This window comes from Pseudomonas sp. GW823-FHT06E10 (genome assembly GCF_058794995.1).
Genome location: NZ_JBXAHJ010000018.1, coordinates 117,144 through 137,880, shown reverse-complemented (window position 1 = coordinate 137,880; position 20,737 = coordinate 117,144). Strand labels below are relative to the sequence as shown.

Here is a 20,737-nt window from a genome sequence, read left to right as displayed (position 1 = left end):
GCCGGGGGCGGCTAACCCGGCATCCATGCCGGGTTGCCCACTGCGCAGAACCTCCACTCGGCCTCACGAGGGGGCGTACACCGCAACAGCGCCCGAGGCGGCCTACCGGCCGGCCTGTTTGCTGGGTTCGTTCGGCTGTGATGTACCTGGTCGACTGGCAGGTCGCTATCGCGAGCAAGCTCGCTCCCACAGGTATCGAGTACATCTGCAAGATTTCGGTCGGCTGGCAGGCCGCCTTCGCGGGCAAGCCCGCTCCCACAGGGTCGAGGTACATCCGCCAGAATCAGGTCGGCTGTCGGACCGCCTTCGCGAGCAGGCTCGCTCCTACAGTTGATCCGGGTAGGTCTGCAAGAAATTGGTCGGCTGGCAGGCCGCCTTCGCGGGCAAGCCCGCTCCCACAGGGGTTGGGGACATCTGCAAAAACCAGGCCGGCTGTCAGGCCGCCATCGCGAGCAAGCTCGCTCCCACAGAAGAGCAAAAGCAGATCGACGTACACCGACGCTCTTCACCACTCATCAGGCCGAGCGTTAGCTCGCCTGCAGCTCTTGATCTTGATCCACCCGCCCCTTCGGGAGGCTGAGTGGAGGTATTCATCCGGGGATTGGCGCGCAGCGCCGTTCGACGCAGTCGAACACATTGCATGTAGGTGCAGCGAAGCAAACCGGAGGGCAATACCCCCGGATGAATGCCGGAGCGAAGGAACGCCGAGCCTTAGCGAGGGGCCGGACGCTCGGGGCGAGCCTTTTTTTGCTTACTTTTTTTTGGCGTTTGAAAAAAAAGTGAGTCGCCGTAAGGGCGAAACCGCCAGTGGCCGTTACCAAAGAAATGGATATGTACGCCGCCCCCCCCATTCATCCAAAAGCGATACAAAAAACAATTACGACACGTCATTTTCTATTTGATATTAAATTATGTATCGCTTATAAAGTTCTCCATGCCCCAGAACAGATTCAAGGCGGGAACTCAAAAATGTACGCACAGCTCGTAGAAACCGGCGTAAAGCGCATCAAAGACCTCTCGGAAATGTCCGAACAGGAACGCGCCTTCCAGGAAAAAATCGATTCAGAAATCAAGATCGAAGCCAAGAACTGGATGCCAGATGCCTACCGCCAGACCCTGATCCGGCAGATTTCCCAGCACGCCCACTCCGAAATCGTCGGCATGCTGCCCGAAGGCAACTGGGTCACCCGCGCGCCAAGCCTCAAGCGCAAACTGCAACTGATGGCCAAGATCCAGGACGAAGCCGGTCATGGCCTCTACCTGTACAGCGCCATGGAAACCCTGGGCGCCGACCGCGATGAAGAAATCGCCAAGCTGCACAGCGGCAAGGCCAAGTACTCGAGCATCTTCAATTACCCGACGCTGAACTGGGCCGACATGGGCGCGGTGGGCTGGCTGGTGGATGGCGCGGCGATCGTCAACCAGGTGGTGCTGCAGCGCACCTCCTACGGCCCGTATTCCCGGGCGATGATCCGCATCTGCAAGGAAGAGAGTTTCCACCAGCGCCAGGGCTACGAAATCCTCCTGACCATGATGCGCCACGGTAACCAGGCGCAAAAAGACATGGTCCAGGACGCGATCAACCGCCTGTGGTGGCCGTCGCTGATGATGTTTGGCCCAAGCGACGAACATTCGCCGAACAGCGCCCAGTCCATGGCCTGGAAAATCAAGCGCCAGAGCAACGACGAACTGCGCCAGCGCTTCATCGACCAGACCATCCCGCAGCTTGAGCTATTGGGCTGCACCTGCCCCGACCCGGACCTGAAGTGGAACGCCGAGCGCGGCCACTACGACTTCGGCGAAATCCAGTGGAACGAATTCTACGAAGTGCTCAAGGGCAACGGCCCGTGCAACCAGGAACGCGTCGCCACCCGCCGCAAGGCGATCGAAGACGGCGCCTGGGTTCGTGAAGCCGCCGTCGCCCACGCCCGCAAAAAACAAAACAAGAACGCCGCCTGATCCGGCCACCTGATGTGGAGTAACTGAAATGTCCGAGTGGACCCTCTTCGAAGTCTTCGTGCGCAGCAAGCACGGCCTCAACCACAAGCATGTCGGTAGCGTGCACGCCGCCGACACCACCATGGCCATCGAGAACGCGCGCGAGCTCTACACCCGTCGCAGCGAAGGCGTGAGCCTGTGGGTCGTGCCTTCGGCGTTGATCACCGCCTCGTCGCCGGATGAAAAAGACCCGCTGTTCGATCCGTCGGACGACAAGGTCTACCGCCACGCCAGCTTCTACGAGCTGCCGGCCGAAGTCGGGCACATGTGAGGTCGACCATGAATAACAAGACCGATCTGATCGAATACCTGCTGCGCCTCGGCGACAGCGCCCTGATCCAGGGCCAGCGCCTGTGCCAATGGTGCGGCAAGGCCCCGGCGCTGGAAGAAGAACTGGCGCTGATGAACGTCGGCCTCGACCTGGTGGGCCAGGCGCGCAACTGGCTGGAGTACGCCGCCGAACTGCTGGACGACGGCCGTGATGCCGATCACCTGGCGTTTCGTCGCGACGAGCGCGCCTATCGCAACCTGCTGCTGGTGGAACAACCCAACGGCGACTTCGCGGTGACCATGCTCAAGCAGTTCCTCTATGACGCCTGGCATTTGCCGGTGCTGCAAGGCCTGAGCCAGTCCAGCGACGAGCGCATTGCCGGGATTGCCGCCAAAGCCGTGAAGGAAGTGACCTATCACCTGCGTCGCTCCGGCGAATGGATCGAGCGTATGGGCGACGGCACCGAGGAAAGCAATCGGCGCATGCTCGCCGCGATTCCAGAGGTCTGGCGCTTCACCGTTGAACTGATCGCCGCCGATGACAGCGAACAGCGTCTGTGCGCAGCCGGCATCACCCCGGACATCGCCAGCGTCGCCACCCAGTGGCAAGCAAAAATCGAGCAGATCTTCACCAGCGCCACCCTGCCCGTCCCCGCGGCGCCGAGCTATTTCTACCTGAATGCACGCAAGGGCCTGCACACCGAACACTTAGGCATCCTGCTGGCCGAAATGCAGTGCCTGCCACGAGCGTACCCCGATGCAACCTGGTGAGCTGATCGCCAGCGACCTCGGCGCCCGGCCGACTCAACCGACCGACCTGGCTGCCGCGTGGGCGATCCTGTGCGAGGTCATGGACCCGGAAGTGCCAGTGGTCAGCGTGGTCGACCTGGGCATCGTCCGCGATCTGGACTGGCAGGCCGGTCACCTTCACGTGGTGGTCACGCCGACCTACTCCGGTTGCCCGGCCACCGAAGTGATCGAAAGCGACATCCGCGAAGCCCTGGAACTCGCCGGATTCAAGGCGCCGCATTTGGAGCGCAAGTTGACCCCGGCCTGGACCACCGACTGGATCAGCAACAGCGGCCGCGAACGCCTGCGCGCTTACGGCATCGCGCCGCCCGAGGGCAGCACCAGCAAGCGCAGCCTGCTCGGCGAGAACCCGCAGGTTGTGTGCCCGCAATGCGGCAGCGTCCACACCGAGGTCCTCAGCGAGTTCGGTTCCACCGCCTGCAAGGCCCTGTACCGCTGCGTCGATTGCCGGGAACCGTTCGACTATTTCAAGTGCATCTGAGCGGCGAATCGGCCGTCCCAGCTGGAGAACAACAATGAGCAAATTTCACAGCCTGACCATCAAGGACGTGCGCGCCGAGACCCGTGACGCGGTGTCCATCGCCTTCGAGATTCCGCAGCACTTGCAGGACAGCTTCCACTTCACCCAGGGCCAGCACCTGGTGATGCGCACCCAACTGGACGGCGAAGAAGTACGCCGCTCCTACTCGATCTGCACCGGGGTCAACGACGGTGAGCTGCGCATCGCCGTCAAGCGTGTTACCGGCGGGCGCTTCTCGGCATTTGCCAACGAACAGCTGAAAGCCGGGCACACCCTGGAAGTCATGCCGCCCGCCGGGCATTTCTGCGTCGAACTCGACCCGGCGCGCCATGGCAACTACCTGGCCGTGGCGGCAGGCAGCGGCATCACGCCGATCCTGTCGATCATCAAGACCACTCTGGAAACCGAGCCCCATAGCCGCGTCACCCTGCTGTATGGCAACCGCTCCAGCTCCGGTGCACTGTTCCGCGAACAGCTCGAAGACCTGAAAAACCGCTACCTGCAACGCCTGAACCTGATCTTCGTGTTCAGCCGCGAGCAGCAGGATGTCGACCTGTACAACGGCCGGATCAACGCCGAGAAATGCGAGCAACTGTTCAGCCGCTGGCTCGACGTCAAGGCCCTCGACGCCGCCTTCATCTGCGGCCCGCAGGAAATGACCGAGACCGTGCGCGACAGCCTCAAGGCCAAGGGCATGGCGCCCGAGCGCATTCACTTCGAACTGTTCGCCGCCGCCGGCAGCCAGCAAAAACGCGAAGCCCGTGAGGCGGCGCGCCAAGTGGATTCAGCGGTCAGCCAGATCACCGTCATCAGCGATGGCCGCGCCCTGGCGTTCGACCTGCCGCGCAACAGCCAGAGCATTCTCGATGCGGGCAACGCCCAAGGGGCCGAACTGCCCTACTCGTGCAAGGCCGGCGTGTGCTCGACCTGCAAGTGCAAGGTCATCGAGGGCGAAGTGGAAATGGACAGCAACCACGCCCTGGAAGACTACGAAGTGGCCGCCGGCTACGTGCTGTCGTGCCAGGCCTTCCCGATCAGCGACAAGGTGGTGCTGGACTTCGATCAGCTCTGAAACCGCCGCAAAACCCTGTAGGAGCGAGCCTGCTCGCGATGGTCGTCAACGATAACGCTGGATGCCTGATACCCCGCGGCGATCTCGGGTCCATCGCGAGCAGGCTCGCTCCTACAGGGACCGGGCCGTAATGCAGAACCTGTTTCACCCACAACAAAAAAAACAAAGGAGCGCGCGTCATGACACCCCAGGAAATAGAACTCATCCGCCAGCACCCGGATTTCATCCAGCTGGTTCGTCGCAAACAGAAGCTGTACTGGTCACTGAGCCTGGCCATGCTGGTGATCTATTACGGCTTCGTGCTGCTGGTGGCTTTCTCCCCTTCTACCCTCGGCCAATCCCTGAGCGGCGGCGTGACCACCGTGGGCATGCTGGTGGGTGTCGTCATCGTCGGGCTGGCCTTTGCGCTGACCGGTTTCTATGTCTATCGCGCCAACAACGTGATCGATCCGCTGAATGAAAAACTCAAGCAGGAGTGCGCCCGATGAACCGCCTTCTTGCACTGTTCCTGCTGCCGCTGGCGGCTGTCACTGATGTTGCGATGGCCGCCGACGGCGCATCCCGACCGTTAAACTGGAACGCCATCGGCATGTTCCTGGTGTTCGTGTTGTTCACCCTTGGCGTGACACGCTGGGCGGCACTGCGTACCCGCTCCACCAGCGATTTTTACACCGCTGGCGGCGGCATGACCGGTTTCCAGAACGGTCTGGCGATTGCCGGCGACATGATCTCGGCAGCCTCGTTCCTCGGCATCTCCGCGATGATGTTCCTCAATGGCTACGACGGTTTGCTCTACGCCCTGGGCGTGCTGGCCGGCTGGCCGATCATCCTGTTCCTGATTGCCGAGCGCCTGCGCAACCTGGGCAAATACACCTTTGCCGACGTGGTGTCCTATCGCCTGGAACAAACCCCGGTGCGCCTGACCTCGGCCTTCGGCACCCTGACCGTGGCCCTGATGTACCTGGTGGCGCAGATGGTCGGCGCCGGCAAGCTGATCGAACTGTTGTTCGGCATCGACTACCTCTATGCAGTGATGCTGGTCGGCGTGTTGATGGTGTTCTACGTGACCTTCGGCGGCATGCTCGCTACCACCTGGGTGCAGATCATCAAGGCGGTAATGCTGCTGTTCGGCACCAGCTTCATGGCGTTCATGGTGCTCAAGCACTTCGGCTTCAGCACTGAGGCGATGTTTGCCGGTGCCACCGCCGTGCATGCCAAGGGCAACGCGATCATGGCCCCCGGCGGCTTGCTGTCCAACCCGATCGATGCGATCTCCCTGGGGCTGGGCATGATGTTCGGCACCGCCGGCCTGCCGCACATCCTGATGCGTTTCTTCACCGTCAGCGATGCCAAGGAAGCGCGTAAAAGCGTGTTTTACGCCACCGGTTTCATCGGCTACTTCTACTTGCTGCTGATCATCGTCGGCTTCGGCGCCATCGTCATGGTCGGCACCGATCCGGCGTTCCGTGACGCCAGCGGCGCAATCATCGGCGGCGGCAACATGGTCGCGGTGCACCTGGCCCACGCGGTAGGCGGCAACCTGTTCCTCGGCTTCATCTCGGCGGTCGCCTTCGCCACCATCCTGGCGGTGGTTGCCGGGCTGGCGCTGTCCGGCGCCTCGGCGGTGTCCCATGACCTGTATGCCTGCGTGATGCGCAAAGGCCAGGCCAGCGAGCAACAGGAAATGCGCGTGTCGCGAATCGCCACCCTGTGCATCGGTGTGCTGGCGATCGTCCTCGGCCTGCTGTTCGAGTCGCAGAACATTGCCTTCCTCTCCGGCCTGGTGCTGGCCATCGCCGCATCGGTGAATTTCCCGGTGCTGTTCCTCTCGATGTACTGGAAAGGCCTGACCACCCGCGGCGCAGTCCTCGGCAGTCTGTCCGGACTGGTCTCGGCGATTGTCCTGCTGGTGCTGAGCCCGGCGGTGTGGGTCAACGTGATGCATCACGACAAGGCGCTGTTCCCGTACTCCAACCCGGCGCTGTTTTCCATGAGCCTGGCGTTCTTTAGTGCATGGCTGTTTTCCGTCACCGACACCTCGCCCCGTGCAGCCCTTGAGCGTGGCCGTTATCTGGCGCAGTTCATCCGCTCGATGACCGGCATCGGTGCCACTGGCGCCAGCAAACACTAAACGACGACCGATCAGTTGGCAGGGAATAAAAATAATGAAACCCGCACGTACCACGTCTTGTGAATCACTGTTTTCACTGGCCGCCGCATTGAGTCTACCCATGATCGCCCCCAGCGCCATGGCCGACTTCATCGGCGACAGCAAGGCCCGCATTGATATGCGCAACCACTACATCGATCGCGATTTCCGTCAGGACAACGCGCCGCAATCCAAAGCCGAAGAATGGGCCCAGGGATTCACTGCGCGCATCGAGTCCGGATTCACCGACGGCACCTTCGGTTTCGGTCTCGACGCGCTGGGGGAGCTGGGGATCAAGCTCGACTCCAGTCCCGACCGCCGTGGCACCGGGCTGCTGCCGTTTGGCCCGCAGAGCCATGAGCCCGACGACGAGTACAGCGAACTGGGCCTGACCGGTAAATTGAAAGTATCCAAAAGCGTGTTGAAACTCGGCACCCTGCAGCCCTTGTTGCCTGTGGCCACTTACAACGACACACGCCTGCTGGGTTCGACCTTCGAAGGTGGCTTGCTGACCAGCCAGGAAATCGACGGCCTGACGGTGAATGCCGGACGCCTGACCAAGGCCAACCTGCGGGACTCCTCCAGCAACGATGACATCGGCTTCGGCGCCGCCACCAGCGATCACTTCGACTTCGGCGGCGGCACCTACGCGTTCAGCCCGCAACTGAATGTGAGCTACTACTACGGCAAGCTGGAACAGATCTATCGCCAGCAATTCGCCGGACTGGTGCATACGCAACCGTTGGGCAACGGCTTCAACCTGCGCAGCGACCTGCGTTATTTCGACAGCCGCGGTGACGGCGCCGAGCGGGCCGGGCGCATCGACAACCGCAACTTCAACGGCATGTTCACGGTGTCCCACGGTGCCCACAAGGTCAGTGCCGCCTACCAGCAATTGTCCGGCGACAGCGCCTTTCCGTTCCTCAACGGCGGTGATCCATACGTGGTCAACCTGGTGACGTTCAACACCTTCACCCGCGCCGACGAGGATTCCTGGCAACTGCGTTACGACTATGACTTCGCGGCGCAAGGTATTCCCGGCCTGACCTTCATGACCCGCTACACCGACGGTCGCCACGTCAAGGCAGGCACCGTCGACAACGGTCGCGAATGGGAGCGCGACACCGATATCAGCTACGTCGTCCAGAGCGGTGTGTTCAAGAACGTCAGCCTGCGCTGGCGCAACGTGACCTTCCGTTCCGGCAATGGCTTGACTACCGCCCTCGATGAGAACCGGCTGATCGTCGGTTACACCCTGGCGCTTTGGTAATTCCGAAAGGCGCGGTCGCCACCGCGCCACAACCCTCATAACCAGGAGCAATCGTGATGTCCTCTTCACCTGCACTGCATGCCCCCACCCTGCAAAGCTTCATCGCCGGCCGCTGGATCGGCCAACACGGCGCGCAGGTCCTGCGCAGCGCCATCGACGGCCATGAAATCGCCCGCACCCACGAAGAGCGTCCGGACTTCGCCGAAGCCATCGAGCACGGCCGTCGCCAGGGCATCAGCGGCTTGATGGCGCTGGACTTCCAGCAGCGCGCCCAGCGCCTCAAGGCCCTGGCCCTGTACTTGAGCGAGCGCAAGGAACAACTCTACGCGATTTCCCACCACAGCGGCGCGACCCGCGCCGACAGCTGGATCGACATCGAAGGCGGCAACAGCACACTGTTCACCTACGCCAGCCTCGGCTCCCGCGAGCTGCCGTCGGGCAACATCGTCCACGAAGGCCCGGCCATGCAGCTGAGCAAAATGGGCACCTTCGCCGGTACGCACATTCTGGTGCCTCGCGGCGGCCTGGCGGTGCACATCAACGCGTTCAACTTCCCGATCTGGGGCATGCTGGAAAAATTCGCCCCGAGCTTCCTCGCCGGCATGCCGTGCATCGTCAAGCCGGCCAGCGCCACCAGCTACCTGACCGAAGCCGTGGTGCGCCTGATGGACGAATCCGGCCTGCTGCCGGCGGGCAGCCTGCAACTGATCATTGGCAGCACCGGCGACCTGCTCGACCGCCTGCAAGGCCAGGACGTGGTGACCTTCACCGGTTCCGCCGACACTGCGGCCAAGCTGCGGGTCAACCCGAACCTGATCCGCAATTCGGTGCCGTTCAACGCCGAAGCCGACTCCCTGAACTGCGCGATCCTCGCCCCGGACGTAACCCCGGATGACGAAGAGTTCGAGCTGTTCATCAAGGAAGTCGCCCGGGAAATGACCACCAAGGCCGGGCAGAAATGCACCGCCATCCGCCGCGCCATCGTGCCGGCCAAGCACATTGATGCCGTGGCTACGCGCCTGCGTGATCGCCTGGCCAAAGTGGTGGTCGGCGACCCGTCGGTGGAAGGCGTACGCATGGGCGCACTGGCTTCCCACGATCAGCAGAAAGACGTGGCCGAGCGTCTGGAAAGCCTGTTGCAGAGCAGCGATATGCTGTTTGGTGCCCGCGACGGTTTCGAACCCCGTGGTGAAAACGTCGACAACGGCGCGTTCTTCGCCCCGACCCTGTTGCAGGCCCGCGACCCCCATGCCGAAGGCGGCGCCCACGATATCGAAGCGTTCGGTCCGGTCAGTACGCTGATGGCCTACGACGATCTCGACGAAGCATTGGCCCTGGCCGCGCGCGGCAAAGGCAGCCTGGTGGCCAGTCTGGTGACCAAGGATCCGCAAATCGCCGCCAAGGCCATCCCGGTCGCGGCTGCCTGGCACGGCCGCTTGCTGGTACTGGATCGCCACTCTGCCGGCGAATCCACCGGCCATGGCTCGCCGCTGCCACAGCTCAAGCACGGCGGCCCGGGGCGTGCCGGTGGCGGCGAAGAACTCGGCGGCCTGCGCGCGGTGAAACACTACCTGCAACGCGCGGCGGTACAAGGTTCGCCGACCATGCTGGCAGCGGTCACCGGTGAGTACGTGCGCGGGGCCAAGGTCATCGAAACCGACGTGCATCCGTTCCGTCGCCATTTCCAGGACCTGCAGATCGGCGAGTCGCTGCTGACCCACCGCCGCACCGTCACCGAAGCAGATCTGGTGAACTTCGGCTGCCTGTCGGGCGACCACTTCTACATGCACTTCGACGAGATCGCGGCCAAGGAATCGCAATTCGGCAAGCGTATCGCCCATGGTTACTTCGTGCTTTCGGCGGCGGCCGGGCTGTTTGTTTCCCCCGCTCCGGGGCCGGTACTGGCCAACTATGGCCTGGACACCTTGCGCTTCATCAACCCGGTGGGCATCGGCGACACCATCCAGGCGCGCCTGACCTGCAAACGCAAGATCGACCAGGGCAAGAAGAGCCCGCAAGGCATCCCGCAAGGGGTGGTGGCGTGGGATGTGGAAGTGACCAACCAGTTGGGTGAACTGGTGGCCAGTTATGACATTCTGACCCTGGTGGTCAAACGCGAAGATTGATCTGGATTCCTGGTTGACCACAAATCTCGTGGTCAACCAGCAACCCCTGTAGGAGCGAGCCTGCTCGCGATGGAGGTCAACGATAACGCGGGCAGTCTGACTGAACGCGCTGTCTGGACGTTCTTCGCGAGCAGGCTCGCTCCTACAGGGGGTGAGGTGATCCAGGCGTCAATTGGCGTAGGACATTTCTGTTTTTCCTAGACTTCGGACGTGCCCGTTGTCCCTCATCCACAACCCACCGTCCCCGTTTTGCTGATATTCATTGCGCAGGTCCTAGGACATTTCCGGCCAAGGTCTTCGGAGATTTCCTTCGAATTGCGGCGATCCGCATGAACTGGTTTGAAAGGTGCTCAATCGATAGTCTTTTGTGGTCACTGAATTTCAGTGGCGAGGTGTAGGAACCTCCAGTTTCCCTAGTACCACGTTGGCGCCAATTACCTGGTTTGCGGCCGTTGAAATGCGTCCGTAAGATCAGCTGCGGCGGCTATGTACGGGCACGCTTCGGCGTGGTCGAGGTGCTAGGGACTCGATATTCCTACCCCGTACATGGCTGCCACCCCAGCCCGTAGGAAGGCTTTCGGTAGCTTCGATTTTCCTTTCCTAGAGTTAGAAAGCATGAAAACCATTCATCCCGATCCACCCTACGAAAAACCAACCCCACACCCCAACAATCGCTTCATGGCACTCACCAGCAATTGCAGTGAAATGCCCACCCTCTTCGTCGACACCCACGCACCGCTCGACGTCCTGATGGACGCCGCCAACTACCGAATCCGCGCCGTCACCCAATTGCTGGAAAACCTGTCCATGCGCGGCTCGATCGAGTGCGAATCCTTCATCCTCAGCGACTTTTCATTGCTCTGCGCCATCCCGTTGCGCGATGGCTGTGATGTGCTGGATGTGGTCGGGCGACGGTTGCGGGCACGCTGACCAACCCTGTAGGAGCGAGCCTGCTCGCGATGGAGGTCAACGATAACGCGGGCGGTCTGACAGAACGCGTCGTCTGGACGTTCTTCGCGAGCAAGCCCGCTCCCACATTTGATTTGTGCCGAGCTGAAATTCTCAGTGCCTGCGCAACCACTCGATAAACAGCGCAAACAACTCCGACTGCGATCCCACTTCCAGTTTCAGGTACAGGTTCTTGCGGTGCATGCGCACGGTTTCCGGTGAGATGTTCATCTGGCTGGCCGTGGATTTCACCGAATGCCCGCGCAACACCATATGCGCCACTTGCCGCTCTCGTTCAGTGAGCAAGTCGCTGCCGAAATGCTCGAACGCCGACTGCACCCGGTGCTTGAGATCATCGCGCATGCCCTGGTCTTTATCGCACTGGATCTCGCGACTGCGCAGCATGCCCCGTTGACTGAATTCGCTGATGAATTCACGCACCAGCGGTTCCACGGCGCGCAGCAGATTCAGCTGTTCGGCGCTCAGGCATTCACCGCCGAAACCCTGATAGAGGCTGACGGAAATCTTCGTGTCATTGCCGATGTCGACAATGTAGTAGCTGTCTTCCGAGCAGCCCGCCTTCAGGTAATAGGATTTGTAGTAGTCACTGTCGAAGAAGTTGTCCGGGGCAATCTCCTCCAGGTGATAGAAGCCTTGCGCCAACCCCTGCTCCACCGCCAGGCAGAACGGGTCGAGCAAATAACCCCCGGCAAAATAGCGCTCCAGAATCGAGACCTGATACTCCTGCGCAATCCCGCGCTGATGCAGCAACTGGGGCGCGCGGTCCTTACGCTCCAGGCTGATCATCATCGACTCGACGGACACCAGTTGCGCCAACGCCGACGCCAGGTGTTGCAAGGCGTCAGGCTCATCGATATGGGCGAATGCCTCGCGCATTCCCCCATGCCATTTGTGCAATGCCCCGAAGGGCACCGCGATCAGCGTATCGTCGTCTGGTTTGCTCATGCCCCGCAGTCTAGCGGCTGGACACGCCCTTGGTAACAGCCTGACTGACGAAATCATTGGCCCGCGTACTGTCCGCTCGCTTCAAGCTCGGCGGCCACTTCCAGAATGCATGTGCGCAAGGTCTCGACGATTTCATCGACCTGGGCAGACGTCAGGATCAACGGTGGCGACATGACATTGAGGTGCATGATCGGCCGCACCAGCAAGCCCCGGGCCTGGGCCCGCACGTGGATTTTCTCGCCGATGTTGATCTCGTCGGGGAACAGCGCCTTGGTGCGTTTATCGGCGACGAACTCCACGCAGGCCATGAGTTTCTGGCAGCGCACATCCCCCACCAACGGCAAGTCCCGCAGGGTGGCCAGGCGCTCCTCCAGATAAGCCCCCACCGTGTCGACATGGGCCAGCAGGTTTTCCCGCTCGATGATTTCGATGTTCTTCAGCGCCGCCGTGCAGCACACCGGATGCCCGCTGTAGGTGAAGCCGTGGGTGAAGCAGCGGCCCTTGCCCGGCTCGGCGATGACTTTCCAGATGCGCTCGGAAAAGATGCACGCGCCCAGCGGCAGGTAGGCCGAGGTCAGGCCCTTGGCAGTGGTGATGATGTCGGGCTGCACGTCGAACACCTCATAAGAGGCAAAGAACTTGCCGAGGCGCCCGAACGAAGTGACCACCTCGTCGGCGACGAACAGGATGTCGTAGCGCTGGCAGACGTCCCACATGCGTTTGAGATAGCCCCGGGGCGGAATGATCACCCCGCCGGAGCCCATGATCGGCTCGGCGAAAAAACCGGCAACCTTGTCCGCGCCAATCGAGAGGATCTTGTCTTCGAATTCCTTGACCAGGAACTCGAGGAACTGCGCCTCGTCCATGCCATCGGGCGCGCGGTACGGATTCGGGTTGGAGACGTGGTGGATCAGCGGGTTGGCGTAGTCGAACTCCGGCACCCGGTCGGCGGCCTTGTTGCCGATCGACATGGTCAGGGTGGTGGAGCCGTGATAGGCGTTGAACCGGGCGATAACGTGCTTCTTCTCCGGTTTGCCTCGGCAGTTCTGGTAGTACTGGATCAGCCGGTACGCAGTGTCCACGGCGGTGGAGCCGCCGGTGGTCAGGAACACATGGTCAAGGTCGCCGGGGGCCAGGCTGGCGAGTTTTTCGCACAACTGGATCGCCACGTTGTTCGACATGTCGGAAAACGGGTTCGAATAGGCCAGCTGACGCACCTGGTCGGCGATGGCCTCGGCCATTTCCTCACGACCCAGGCCAATATTGGTGCACCACATGCCGCCCACCGCATCGAGAAAGCGGTTGCCCTGAGTGTCGTAGATGTAGGCGCCGTTGCCTGCGACGATGTTCAGCGAGCCCTGTTCGGCGTGTTCGTCGAACACGTGATAGCCGTGCATATGGTGAGCCTTGTCGGCCTTGACCAGCCGGGACTCGTCCGCTGGGGAAAAAACGGTGCGTGTTGGCGTCGCCATAAATAAACCTCTAACCGAATTGACTAACGTTCGAACAAATCAGATGCCGCTTTTCACGGTGCTCCAGACCCGAGTAATCGCCCGCATGTCCTTGGCGTCCTGGGTCTTCTGCGGAAACAGCCGCTCGCGAGTTTGCGCGTCGGGGTAAATCGCCGGGTTGTTACGCACATCGGCGCTCAACAACGGCGTGGCCGCGGCGTTGCTGTTGGCGTAATTGATGAAGTCGCTCACGTCCGCCATCACCTGCGGCTGCATCAGGTACTCGAGAAACTTGTGGGCATTGGCGACGTGGGGCGCGTCGGCCGGGATGTACAGGTTGTCGAACCAGATCAGCGAACCTTCCTTGGGGATGAAGTACGCCAGGTCGATCTTCTTCTTGGCTTCTGCGGCGCGGGCCATGGCGGTGGCGTAGTCGCCGGACCAGGTCATGGCCATGCACACATCGCCATTGGGCAGGCTGGTCAGGTAATTGACCGAGTCGAACTTGCGGATGTACGGCCGCACGGACAACAGCAAGTCCTGGGCGGCTTTCAGATCTTCCGGTGCGGCGCTTCTCGGATCACGACCCAGGTACTTCAGGGCCATGGGAATGACTTCGGTCGGGGCATCGAGCAGGGTCACGCCGCAGTCGGCGAAGCGCGAGACGATCTTCGGATCGAAGATCATCGCCAGCGAGCCGATCGGCGCGTCGGGCATGCGTTCCTTGATCTTGTCGACGTTGTAGGTGACGCCGTTGCTACCCCAGGTATAAGGCGCCGAGTACGTGGTGCCCGGATCGTACCCTTGCAGATCCTCCAGGACTTTCGGGTCCAGGTTGGTCCAGCCCGGCAGCAGTTTCTTGTCCAGCGGCTGGAACACCTTGGCCTTGATCAGTGGTGGCGCCAGGGACGCGTTCAACACGATCAGGTCATAACCGGAGTGGCCGGTGAGCAATTTGGCCTGCACCGTTTCGTAGGCATCGAAGGTGTCGTAGATGACCTTGATGCCGGTGGCCTTTTCGAAGTCGGCCACGGTTTTTTCACCGATGTAATCCGCCCAGTTGTACAACCTCAGCGTATGGCTGTCGTCCACTTGAGCGGCGTAGGCATTCAATGTCAGCGGTACAACAAACAGACTGGAAATCACCTTAAGCAGCGTCTTGCCCATAGCAAATGCACCTTATAGCGAGTTCGGCTCTGGATGAGCGGATGCCCCCACTATTGGTGGATTCGCCGGGCGCGGCCATACCCCGAATGGGTGTGTGTCGTTTTTTGGACACACCGGCATGGCAAAAAGCGGCAGTGCAGTTGACCCGTTTTGCCATAGATCCGGGGTTTGTCCGGCGCTTAAAGTGGCAGCCCTGAACCGACCCTGCAGAGCCTGCGATGACCGACCTGATCAAACACGAGCAACGCGACGGCGTGTTGACGCTGACCATCGACCGCCCGGACAAGCTCAATGCGCTGAACAACGCCATGTACACGCAACTGGCCGAGCTGTTGCTGGCCGCCGACGAAGACCCGCAGACCGGCGTAATCATCATCACCGGTGGCCCGGCGTGCTTTACCAGCGGCAATGACCTGGTGGATTTCCTCCAGCACCCGCCGACTCATCTGGACGCCCCGGCGTTCCACCTGATGAAGGTCGTCACGCGCCTGCAAAAACCGTTGATCGCGGCAGTCTGCGGTGCGGCCATCGGTATTGGCACCACATTGCTGCTGCATTGCGATCAAGTACTGGTCACCCGCAACGCCAAGCTGCGCATGCCGTTCGTCAACATCGGCCTGTGCCCCGAATTTGGCGCCAGCCTGTTGCTGCCACGCCGGCTCGGCCATGCCCGTGCCGCGAGCCTGCTCCTGTTGGGCAACGGCCTGGACGGCAACGAAGCGGTGGCCTGGGGCCTGGCCAACGAAGCCTTCGATGACGGCGAACAATGCCTGGCGGCGGCGAAAAAAATCGCCCAGCGCTTTCTGGCCATGCCCCAGCAAGCCTTGCGCCAGTCCCGGCTGCTGATGAAACAGGCTTGCCTGGCCGAACTGGAAGCCACCCTGCGCGAAGAAAACACGCTGTTCATTCAACGCCTGAATACCGACGAGGCGAAAACCGCCTTGAACGCCCTGCTCAATCGCAGTACAGATAAGAATCCACCGAAAGGAAACCAGCCATGAACACTCCAGAAATCTACGTCGTCAGCGCCGCCCGTACCGCCATCGGTACGTTCGGTGGCTCGCTCAAGGACGTGCCGTTGGCCGACCTCGCGACCACGGCCGTGAAAGCCGCCCTGGAGCGAGCCGCCGTGGACCCGGCGCTCGTTGGCCATCTGGTGATGGGCAACGTGATCCCGACCGAAACCCGCGATGCCTACATCTCCCGCGTCGCGGCGATGAACGCCGGCATTCCGAAGGAAACCCCGGCCTACAACGTCAACCGCCTGTGCGGTTCGGGCCTGCAAGCGATCATCAACGCCGCCCAGACCCTGATGCTCGGCGATGCCGACATCGTCGTCGGTGCCGGTGCCGAATCCATGAGCCGTGGCCCGTACCTGATGCCGGCCGCCCGTTGGGGTTCGCGCATGGGCAACGCCCAGGTCATCGACTACATGCTCGGCATCCTGCATGACCCCTTCCATGGCATCCACATGGGCATCACCGCCGAGAACGTCGCCGCGCGCAACGGCATCACCCGCGAAATGCAGGACGCCCTGGCCCTGGAAGACCAGAAACGCGCGGCCCACGCGATTGCCAACGGCTACTTCAGCGAGCAGATCGCGACCGTGGAAATCCAGGATCGCAAAGGCACCAAGCTGTTCAGCGTCGACGAACATCCACGCGCCACGTCCCTGGAACAGCTGGCAGCAATGAAGCCGGCGTTCAAGAAGGACGGTTCGGTCACCGCCGGCAACGCCTCGGGCCTGAACGACGGCGCCGCCGCACTGGTCATGGCCAGTGGCAACGCGGTCCAGGCCAATAACCTGAAACCCCTCGCCCGCCTGGTCAGCTACGCCCACGCCGGCGTCGAACCGGAATTCATGGGCTTGGGCCCGATCCCGGCCACCCGTCTGGCGCTCAAGCGCGCCGGCCTGACCGTCGCCGACCTGGACGTGATCGAAGCCAACATCGCCTTCGCGGCCCAGGCCTGCGCCGTCAGCCAGGAACTGGACCTCGACCCGGCCAAGGTCAACCCGAACGGTTCGGGTATCGCCCTGGGCCACCCGGTGGGCGCGACCGGCGCAATCATCGCCACCAAGGCCATCCACGAACTGCACCGCACCGGCGGCCGTTACGCGCTGGTGACCATGTGCATCGGTGGTGGTCAGGGGATTGCGGCGATTTTTGAGCGGGTTTGATAGCTGCACATTTGGAGTGGGTGCATATCCATTTCTGCTGTAACGGCGGCTGACGGTTCCGCTTTTACAGCGGGTTACTTGGAAGAGCCCCAAGTAACCAAGGGCTCTTGCCCCTGACGTTCGGTGCCTCGCCCAGGCTCGGCATTCCCTCGCTCCGGTCCTGCTCCGTGGGCCCGCCGCGATCGGCCATCCATGGCCGTACGCGGCTAACCCGGCATCCATGCCGGGTTGCCCACTGCGCAGAACCTCCACTCGGCCTCTCGAGGGGGCAAGAAGATCAAAAGCCAAAGCAAAAGCCAGGCGTCCTTCGGGCCGACCTGGCTTTGGCGGGTGCCCCCGATTCCCTGTAGGAGCGAGCCTGCTCGCGATGGACGTCAACGATGACGCGGGGTGTCTGGATGAGCGCGTTGTCTGGGCATTTTTCGCGAGCAGGCTCGCTCCTACAATGTTTCTCCAGCGCTCACAAAATCTCTTCCTCTTTGAACAAGCCACCTGACGACCGGCAGCAAAAACCATTTGCCACAAAATATTACATTCGTCATATTATGATCATCATAATTATCCGCCGCACCCACAGGTAAACGTCCATGACCAGCATGCCCACCGTTGAACCCGACCTGGCTGCCCCGGTGACTGCCGCCAAACCTCCCCTGCTCAAACGCCTGCTGTTGCCAACACTGGGCATCGCGGCACTGGTGCTGGCCGGTGTGTATGGCACGCATTGGTGGACTGCCGGACGTTTCATCGAGGAAACCGACGACGCCTACATCGGCGGCGATGTGACGGTGATCGGGCCGAAAGTGGCGGGCTACATCGACGAAGTGCTGGTGACCGATAATCAGAAGGTCAAGGCCGGTGACGTGCTGGTCCGTCTCGATTCTCGCGATTACCGCGCCCACCTGACCAAGGCCGAAGGCGCAGTGGCCGCCCAGCAGGCCCTGCTCGCCAACCTCGACGCCACCGAGCAACTGCAACAGGCCGTCATCGGCCAGGCCCGTGCCGGCATCGACGCCGCCGGTGCCGAAGCCGCCCGTTCGCGGGATGACGATGCCCGCTACAAAAAACTGGTGATCACCAACGCCGTCTCGGTTGAAAGTGCCCAGCGGGCCAATACCACGTTCAAGACGGCCCAGGCCCAAAGCAACCGCGCCCAGGCTGAATTGCTGGCCGCGCAACGCCAGTTGAATGTGATCGACACCCAGAAACAACAAGCCCGGGCCGCCTTGATCCAGGCCAAGGCTGAGCGCGACCTGGCGCAATTGAATGTCGGCTACACCGAACTGAAGGCACCGGTTGACGGTGTGATCGGCAATCGCCGGGCACGGGTCGGCGCCTATGCTCAGGCCGGCTCGCAATTGCTCTCGGTGGTGCCGACCAGCGGTCTGTGGGTCGATGCCAACTTCAAGGAAGACCAACTGGCGCACATGGTGCCGGGGCAACGGGTGGTGATCCGTGCCGACGTGCTGTCGGGGCAGGAATTCCACGGTCACCTGGACAGCCTCGCCCCCGCCAGCGGTTCGCAATTCAGTGTGTTGCCACCGGAAAACGCCACCGGCAACTTCACCAAGATCGTGCAGCGGGTGCCGGTGCGGATTCACCTCGACCCGGCCGACAGTGTGCTCGGCCACTTGCGTCCGGGGTTGTCGGTCACCGCTGAAGTGGACACGCGCAAGGCGCCTCAAGCGCCAGCCGTGGCCAGCTCGCCATGAGCCGTGCCCTCGCCGCCCCGGCGCAACCGTTCAATGCCGCGAACATGGCGACGGCGACCAAGGTTTTCGCCTTCGCCAGCATGTGCATCGGCATGTTCATTGCCCTGCTGGACATCCAGATTGTCTCGGCTTCGTTGCGTGACATCGGCGGCGGGCTTTCCGCCGGCACCGACGAAACCGCGTGGGTACAAACCAGCTACCTGATCGCCGAAATCATCGTGATCCCGCTGTCCGGTTGGCTGTCGCGGGTGTTCTCGACGCGCTGGCTGTTCTGCGCATCGGCGGTGGGTTTCACCCTGGCCAGCCTGCTGTGCGGCATAGCCTGGAACATCCAGAGCATGATCGCCTTCCGCGCCCTGCAAGGGTTTCTGGGCGGTTCGATGATCCCGCTGGTGTTCACCACGGCCTTCGTGTTCTTCACCGGCAAACAACGGGTGATCGCCGCCGCGACCATCGGCGCAGTAGCGTCCCTGGCACCGACCCTGGGGCCGGTGATCGGTGGCTGGATCACCGACATATCGTCCTGGCACTGGCTGTTCTACATCAACCTGGTCCCCGGCATCTTCGTCGCCGTGGCCGTGCCGATGCTGGTAAAAATCGACCAGCCGGAACTGTCGCTGCTCAAAGGCGCGGATTACTTGAGCATGGTGTTTCTGGCGCTGTTCCTTGGCTGCCTGGAATACACCCTCGAAGAAGGCCCGCGCTGGAACTGGTTCAGCGACCGCACGATCCTGACCACCGCGTGGATCAGTGGCCTGGCCGGGCTGGCGTTCATCGGCCGGACCTTGCATGTGGCCAACCCGATTGTCGATCTGCGCGCCTTGAAGGACCGCAATTTCGCCCTCGGTTGTTTCTTCTCGTTCGTCACCGGCATCGGCCTGTTCGCCACCATTTACCTGACGCCGCTGTTCCTCGGTCGGGTGCGTGGCTACGGAGCGCTGGACATTGGTCTGGCGGTTTTCTCCACCGGAGTGTTCCAGATCATGGCGATTCCGCTGTATGCCTTTCTGGCCAATCGCGTCGACCTGCGCTGGATCATGATGTTCGGTCTTGGGCTGTTTGCCTTGTCGATGTGGGATTTCAGCCCGATCACCCATGACTGGGGGGCCAAGGAGTTGATGCTGCCGCAAGCCCTACGCGGGATTGCCCAGCAATTGGCGGTGCCGCCGGCGGTGACCTTGACCCTCGGCGGCCTGGCGCCGGCACGGCTCAAGCATGCGTCGGGGTTGTTCAACCTGATGCGCAACCTGGGCGGGGCCATCGGCATTGCAGCGTGCGCGACCATCCTCAACGACCGCACCAACCTGCATTTCACCCGGTTGGCGGAGAACCTCAACAGCACCAACGAGGCGCTCAACCAATGGCTGTCCCAGGTCGGCAACAACTTCGCCGCCCTCGGCCAGAGCGGTGACGCCGGGGTCACCGCCAGCCTGCATCAACTATGGTTGCTGACCTACCGCGAAGCCCAGACGCAAACCTATGGCGACGCGTTCTTGATGATCATGGTCTGCTTCATTATCGCCACGGCGATGGTGCCTTTGATGCGCAAGGTACAACCACCGGCCGCGCCGAGTGCCGACGCTCATTGATGCTTGTTCGGGTCAGGCCTGAGGCATTTTGCGAAAACCTACGGCCAGACGGTTCCAGCTGTTGATGGTGCTGATAGCCACGGTCAGGTCGACCATTTCCTTGGGCGAGAACTGGGCGCTGACCATTTCGTAGTCTTCATCCGGAGCGTGGGTCAGGCTGAGCTGGGTCAGGGATTCGGTCCAGAGCAGCGCAGCGCGTTCGCGCTCGGTAAAGAACGGTGCTTCGCGCCAGGCTGTCACGGCGAACAGGCGGCGCGGGGTTTCACCGCCCTTGATCGCATCAGCAGTGTGCATGTCGATGCAGAAGGCGCAGCCGTTGATTTGCGAGGCACGCAGCTTGACCAGTTCGATCAGGTTTTTTTCCAGCGGCAGCTTCGACACCGCTGTTTCCAGGGCGATCATCGCTTTGAGGGCATCAGGGGAGGCGGTGTAAAAATCGATACGGGGTTGCATGGCGTGCTCCAGGGCAGGTGGGTGTGTGACTACGTTAGTCCCCCGACCGTTCTACACAAA

Annotated in this window: 18 protein-coding genes; 14 read left to right on the top strand and 4 right to left on the bottom strand. The window is 61.8% G+C overall.

Annotated elements, in window-relative coordinates; genetic code table 11:
* Nucleotides 1-969 precede the first annotated feature (969 nt).
* From paaA to AC1Q6Y_RS24665, 10 genes are all read left to right on the top strand, one after another.
* A complete protein-coding gene (paaA, locus tag AC1Q6Y_RS24710) occupies nucleotides 970-1,959 on the top strand; it encodes a 1,2-phenylacetyl-CoA epoxidase subunit PaaA (RefSeq protein WP_057713980.1) in 990 nt (329 codons plus the stop codon).
* 28 nt (nucleotides 1,960-1,987) lie between these two features.
* The gene (gene paaB / locus AC1Q6Y_RS24705) at nucleotides 1,988-2,269 is read left to right on the top strand and encodes a 1,2-phenylacetyl-CoA epoxidase subunit PaaB (RefSeq protein ID WP_007943393.1); all 282 of its coding nucleotides are present in this window, start codon (nucleotides 1,988-1,990) and stop codon (nucleotides 2,267-2,269) included.
* An 8-nt stretch (nucleotides 2,270-2,277) separates the two neighbouring features.
* Nucleotides 2,278-3,039: a 1,2-phenylacetyl-CoA epoxidase subunit PaaC gene (gene paaC / locus AC1Q6Y_RS24700; RefSeq protein WP_492586294.1), complete on the top strand. Its 762-nt coding sequence runs from the start codon at nucleotides 2,278-2,280 to the stop codon at nucleotides 3,037-3,039.
* A complete protein-coding gene (gene paaD / locus AC1Q6Y_RS24695; RefSeq protein WP_492625356.1) occupies nucleotides 3,026-3,559 on the top strand; it encodes a 1,2-phenylacetyl-CoA epoxidase subunit PaaD in 534 nt (177 codons plus the stop codon). The genes paaC and paaD overlap by 14 nt, the downstream gene beginning before the upstream one ends.
* A gap of 34 nt (nucleotides 3,560-3,593) precedes the next feature.
* On the top strand, nucleotides 3,594-4,670 hold the full coding sequence (gene paaE / locus AC1Q6Y_RS24690; RefSeq protein WP_492586296.1) for a 1,2-phenylacetyl-CoA epoxidase subunit PaaE: 1,077 nt from the start codon (nucleotides 3,594-3,596) through the stop codon (nucleotides 4,668-4,670).
* Between the two features lie 179 nt (nucleotides 4,671-4,849).
* Nucleotides 4,850-5,158: a DUF485 domain-containing protein gene (locus tag AC1Q6Y_RS24685; protein ID WP_007978006.1), complete on the top strand. Its 309-nt coding sequence runs from the start codon at nucleotides 4,850-4,852 to the stop codon at nucleotides 5,156-5,158.
* Entirely contained in the window at nucleotides 5,155-6,801 is a 1,647-nt protein-coding gene (locus tag AC1Q6Y_RS24680; protein ID WP_057713976.1) for a cation acetate symporter, read from the top strand. The genes AC1Q6Y_RS24685 and AC1Q6Y_RS24680 overlap by 4 nt, the downstream gene beginning before the upstream one ends.
* Before the next feature lie 34 nt (nucleotides 6,802-6,835).
* The gene (locus AC1Q6Y_RS24675) at nucleotides 6,836-8,089 is read left to right on the top strand and encodes an OprD family porin (RefSeq protein WP_492625355.1); all 1,254 of its coding nucleotides are present in this window, start codon (nucleotides 6,836-6,838) and stop codon (nucleotides 8,087-8,089) included.
* Nucleotides 8,090-8,145: 56 nt separating this feature from the next.
* Nucleotides 8,146-10,215 carry a phenylacetic acid degradation bifunctional protein PaaZ gene (gene paaZ, locus AC1Q6Y_RS24670; RefSeq protein ID WP_492625354.1) on the top strand — a complete coding sequence of 690 codons (2,070 nt, stop codon included), beginning with the start codon at nucleotides 8,146-8,148 and terminating at the stop codon, nucleotides 10,213-10,215.
* 615 nt (nucleotides 10,216-10,830) lie between these two features.
* Entirely contained in the window at nucleotides 10,831-11,145 is a 315-nt protein-coding gene (locus tag AC1Q6Y_RS24665; protein ID WP_057713973.1) for a hypothetical protein, read from the top strand.
* 132 nt (nucleotides 11,146-11,277) lie between these two features.
* Here the strand turns inward: AC1Q6Y_RS24665 and AC1Q6Y_RS24660 are convergent, their stop codons facing one another.
* The 3 genes from AC1Q6Y_RS24660 to AC1Q6Y_RS24650 are packed head-to-tail and all read right to left on the bottom strand — an operon-like array spanning nucleotide 11,278 to nucleotide 14,747.
* The gene (locus tag AC1Q6Y_RS24660; RefSeq protein WP_057713971.1) at nucleotides 11,278-12,186 is read right to left on the bottom strand and encodes a LuxR C-terminal-related transcriptional regulator; all 909 of its coding nucleotides are present in this window, start codon (nucleotides 12,184-12,186) and stop codon (nucleotides 11,278-11,280) included.
* Nucleotides 12,183-13,601 carry an aminotransferase gene (locus tag AC1Q6Y_RS24655; RefSeq protein ID WP_414877060.1) on the bottom strand — a complete coding sequence of 473 codons (1,419 nt, stop codon included), beginning with the start codon at nucleotides 13,599-13,601 and terminating at the stop codon, nucleotides 12,183-12,185. The genes AC1Q6Y_RS24660 and AC1Q6Y_RS24655 overlap by 4 nt, the downstream gene beginning before the upstream one ends.
* A gap of 39 nt (nucleotides 13,602-13,640) precedes the next feature.
* Entirely contained in the window at nucleotides 13,641-14,747 is a 1,107-nt protein-coding gene (locus tag AC1Q6Y_RS24650; RefSeq protein WP_349735398.1) for a polyamine ABC transporter substrate-binding protein, read from the bottom strand.
* A gap of 218 nt (nucleotides 14,748-14,965) precedes the next feature.
* Between AC1Q6Y_RS24650 and AC1Q6Y_RS24645 the strand changes: the two genes are divergently transcribed.
* The 4 genes from AC1Q6Y_RS24645 (at nucleotide 14,966) to AC1Q6Y_RS24630 (ending at nucleotide 20,224) form a co-directional block, all read left to right on the top strand.
* Complete coding sequence (locus tag AC1Q6Y_RS24645) at nucleotides 14,966-15,748, top strand: enoyl-CoA hydratase-related protein (protein ID WP_150814183.1); 783 nt, start codon at nucleotides 14,966-14,968, stop codon at nucleotides 15,746-15,748.
* Nucleotides 15,745-16,926, top strand: a complete 1,182-nt coding sequence (locus tag AC1Q6Y_RS24640) for an acetyl-CoA C-acyltransferase family protein (protein WP_090456870.1) — start codon at nucleotides 15,745-15,747, stop codon at nucleotides 16,924-16,926. The genes AC1Q6Y_RS24645 and AC1Q6Y_RS24640 overlap by 4 nt, the downstream gene beginning before the upstream one ends.
* 587 nt (nucleotides 16,927-17,513) lie before the next feature.
* A complete protein-coding gene (locus AC1Q6Y_RS24635; protein WP_492625353.1) occupies nucleotides 17,514-18,635 on the top strand; it encodes an HlyD family secretion protein in 1,122 nt (373 codons plus the stop codon).
* Nucleotides 18,632-20,224 carry a DHA2 family efflux MFS transporter permease subunit gene (locus AC1Q6Y_RS24630; RefSeq protein ID WP_057713965.1) on the top strand — a complete coding sequence of 531 codons (1,593 nt, stop codon included), beginning with the start codon at nucleotides 18,632-18,634 and terminating at the stop codon, nucleotides 20,222-20,224. Before AC1Q6Y_RS24635 ends, AC1Q6Y_RS24630 begins: the two co-directional genes overlap by 4 nt.
* Nucleotides 20,225-20,236: 12 nt before the next feature.
* Here the strand turns inward: AC1Q6Y_RS24630 and AC1Q6Y_RS24625 are convergent, their stop codons facing one another.
* Nucleotides 20,237-20,677 (bottom strand): carboxymuconolactone decarboxylase family protein, encoded by a 441-nt coding sequence (locus tag AC1Q6Y_RS24625; RefSeq protein WP_154861462.1) that lies wholly within the window; start codon nucleotides 20,675-20,677, stop codon nucleotides 20,237-20,239.
* Between the last annotated feature and the right edge of the window lie 60 nt (nucleotides 20,678-20,737).

Coding starts and splice junctions, on each gene's coding strand:
- paaA (WP_057713980.1), top strand. CDS start 970: ATGTACGCACAGCTCGTAGAAACCGGCGTAAAGCGCATCAAAGACCTC.
- paaB (WP_007943393.1), top strand. CDS start 1,988: ATGTCCGAGTGGACCCTCTTCGAAGTCTTCGTGCGCAGCAAGCACGGC.
- paaC (WP_492586294.1), top strand. CDS start 2,278: ATGAATAACAAGACCGATCTGATCGAATACCTGCTGCGCCTCGGCGAC.
- paaD (WP_492625356.1), top strand. CDS start 3,026: ATGCAACCTGGTGAGCTGATCGCCAGCGACCTCGGCGCCCGGCCGACT.
- paaE (WP_492586296.1), top strand. CDS start 3,594: ATGAGCAAATTTCACAGCCTGACCATCAAGGACGTGCGCGCCGAGACC.
- AC1Q6Y_RS24685 (WP_007978006.1), top strand. CDS start 4,850: ATGACACCCCAGGAAATAGAACTCATCCGCCAGCACCCGGATTTCATC.
- AC1Q6Y_RS24680 (WP_057713976.1), top strand. CDS start 5,155: ATGAACCGCCTTCTTGCACTGTTCCTGCTGCCGCTGGCGGCTGTCACT.
- AC1Q6Y_RS24675 (WP_492625355.1), top strand. CDS start 6,836: ATGAAACCCGCACGTACCACGTCTTGTGAATCACTGTTTTCACTGGCC.
- paaZ (WP_492625354.1), top strand. CDS start 8,146: ATGTCCTCTTCACCTGCACTGCATGCCCCCACCCTGCAAAGCTTCATC.
- AC1Q6Y_RS24665 (WP_057713973.1), top strand. CDS start 10,831: ATGAAAACCATTCATCCCGATCCACCCTACGAAAAACCAACCCCACAC.
- AC1Q6Y_RS24660 (WP_057713971.1), bottom strand. CDS start 12,186: ATGATTTCGTCAGTCAGGCTGTTACCAAGGGCGTGTCCAGCCGCTAGA.
- AC1Q6Y_RS24655 (WP_414877060.1), bottom strand. CDS start 13,601: ATGGCGACGCCAACACGCACCGTTTTTTCCCCAGCGGACGAGTCCCGG.
- AC1Q6Y_RS24650 (WP_349735398.1), bottom strand. CDS start 14,747: ATGGGCAAGACGCTGCTTAAGGTGATTTCCAGTCTGTTTGTTGTACCG.
- AC1Q6Y_RS24645 (WP_150814183.1), top strand. CDS start 14,966: ATGACCGACCTGATCAAACACGAGCAACGCGACGGCGTGTTGACGCTG.
- AC1Q6Y_RS24640 (WP_090456870.1), top strand. CDS start 15,745: ATGAACACTCCAGAAATCTACGTCGTCAGCGCCGCCCGTACCGCCATC.
- AC1Q6Y_RS24635 (WP_492625353.1), top strand. CDS start 17,514: ATGACCAGCATGCCCACCGTTGAACCCGACCTGGCTGCCCCGGTGACT.
- AC1Q6Y_RS24630 (WP_057713965.1), top strand. CDS start 18,632: ATGAGCCGTGCCCTCGCCGCCCCGGCGCAACCGTTCAATGCCGCGAAC.
- AC1Q6Y_RS24625 (WP_154861462.1), bottom strand. CDS start 20,677: ATGCAACCCCGTATCGATTTTTACACCGCCTCCCCTGATGCCCTCAAA.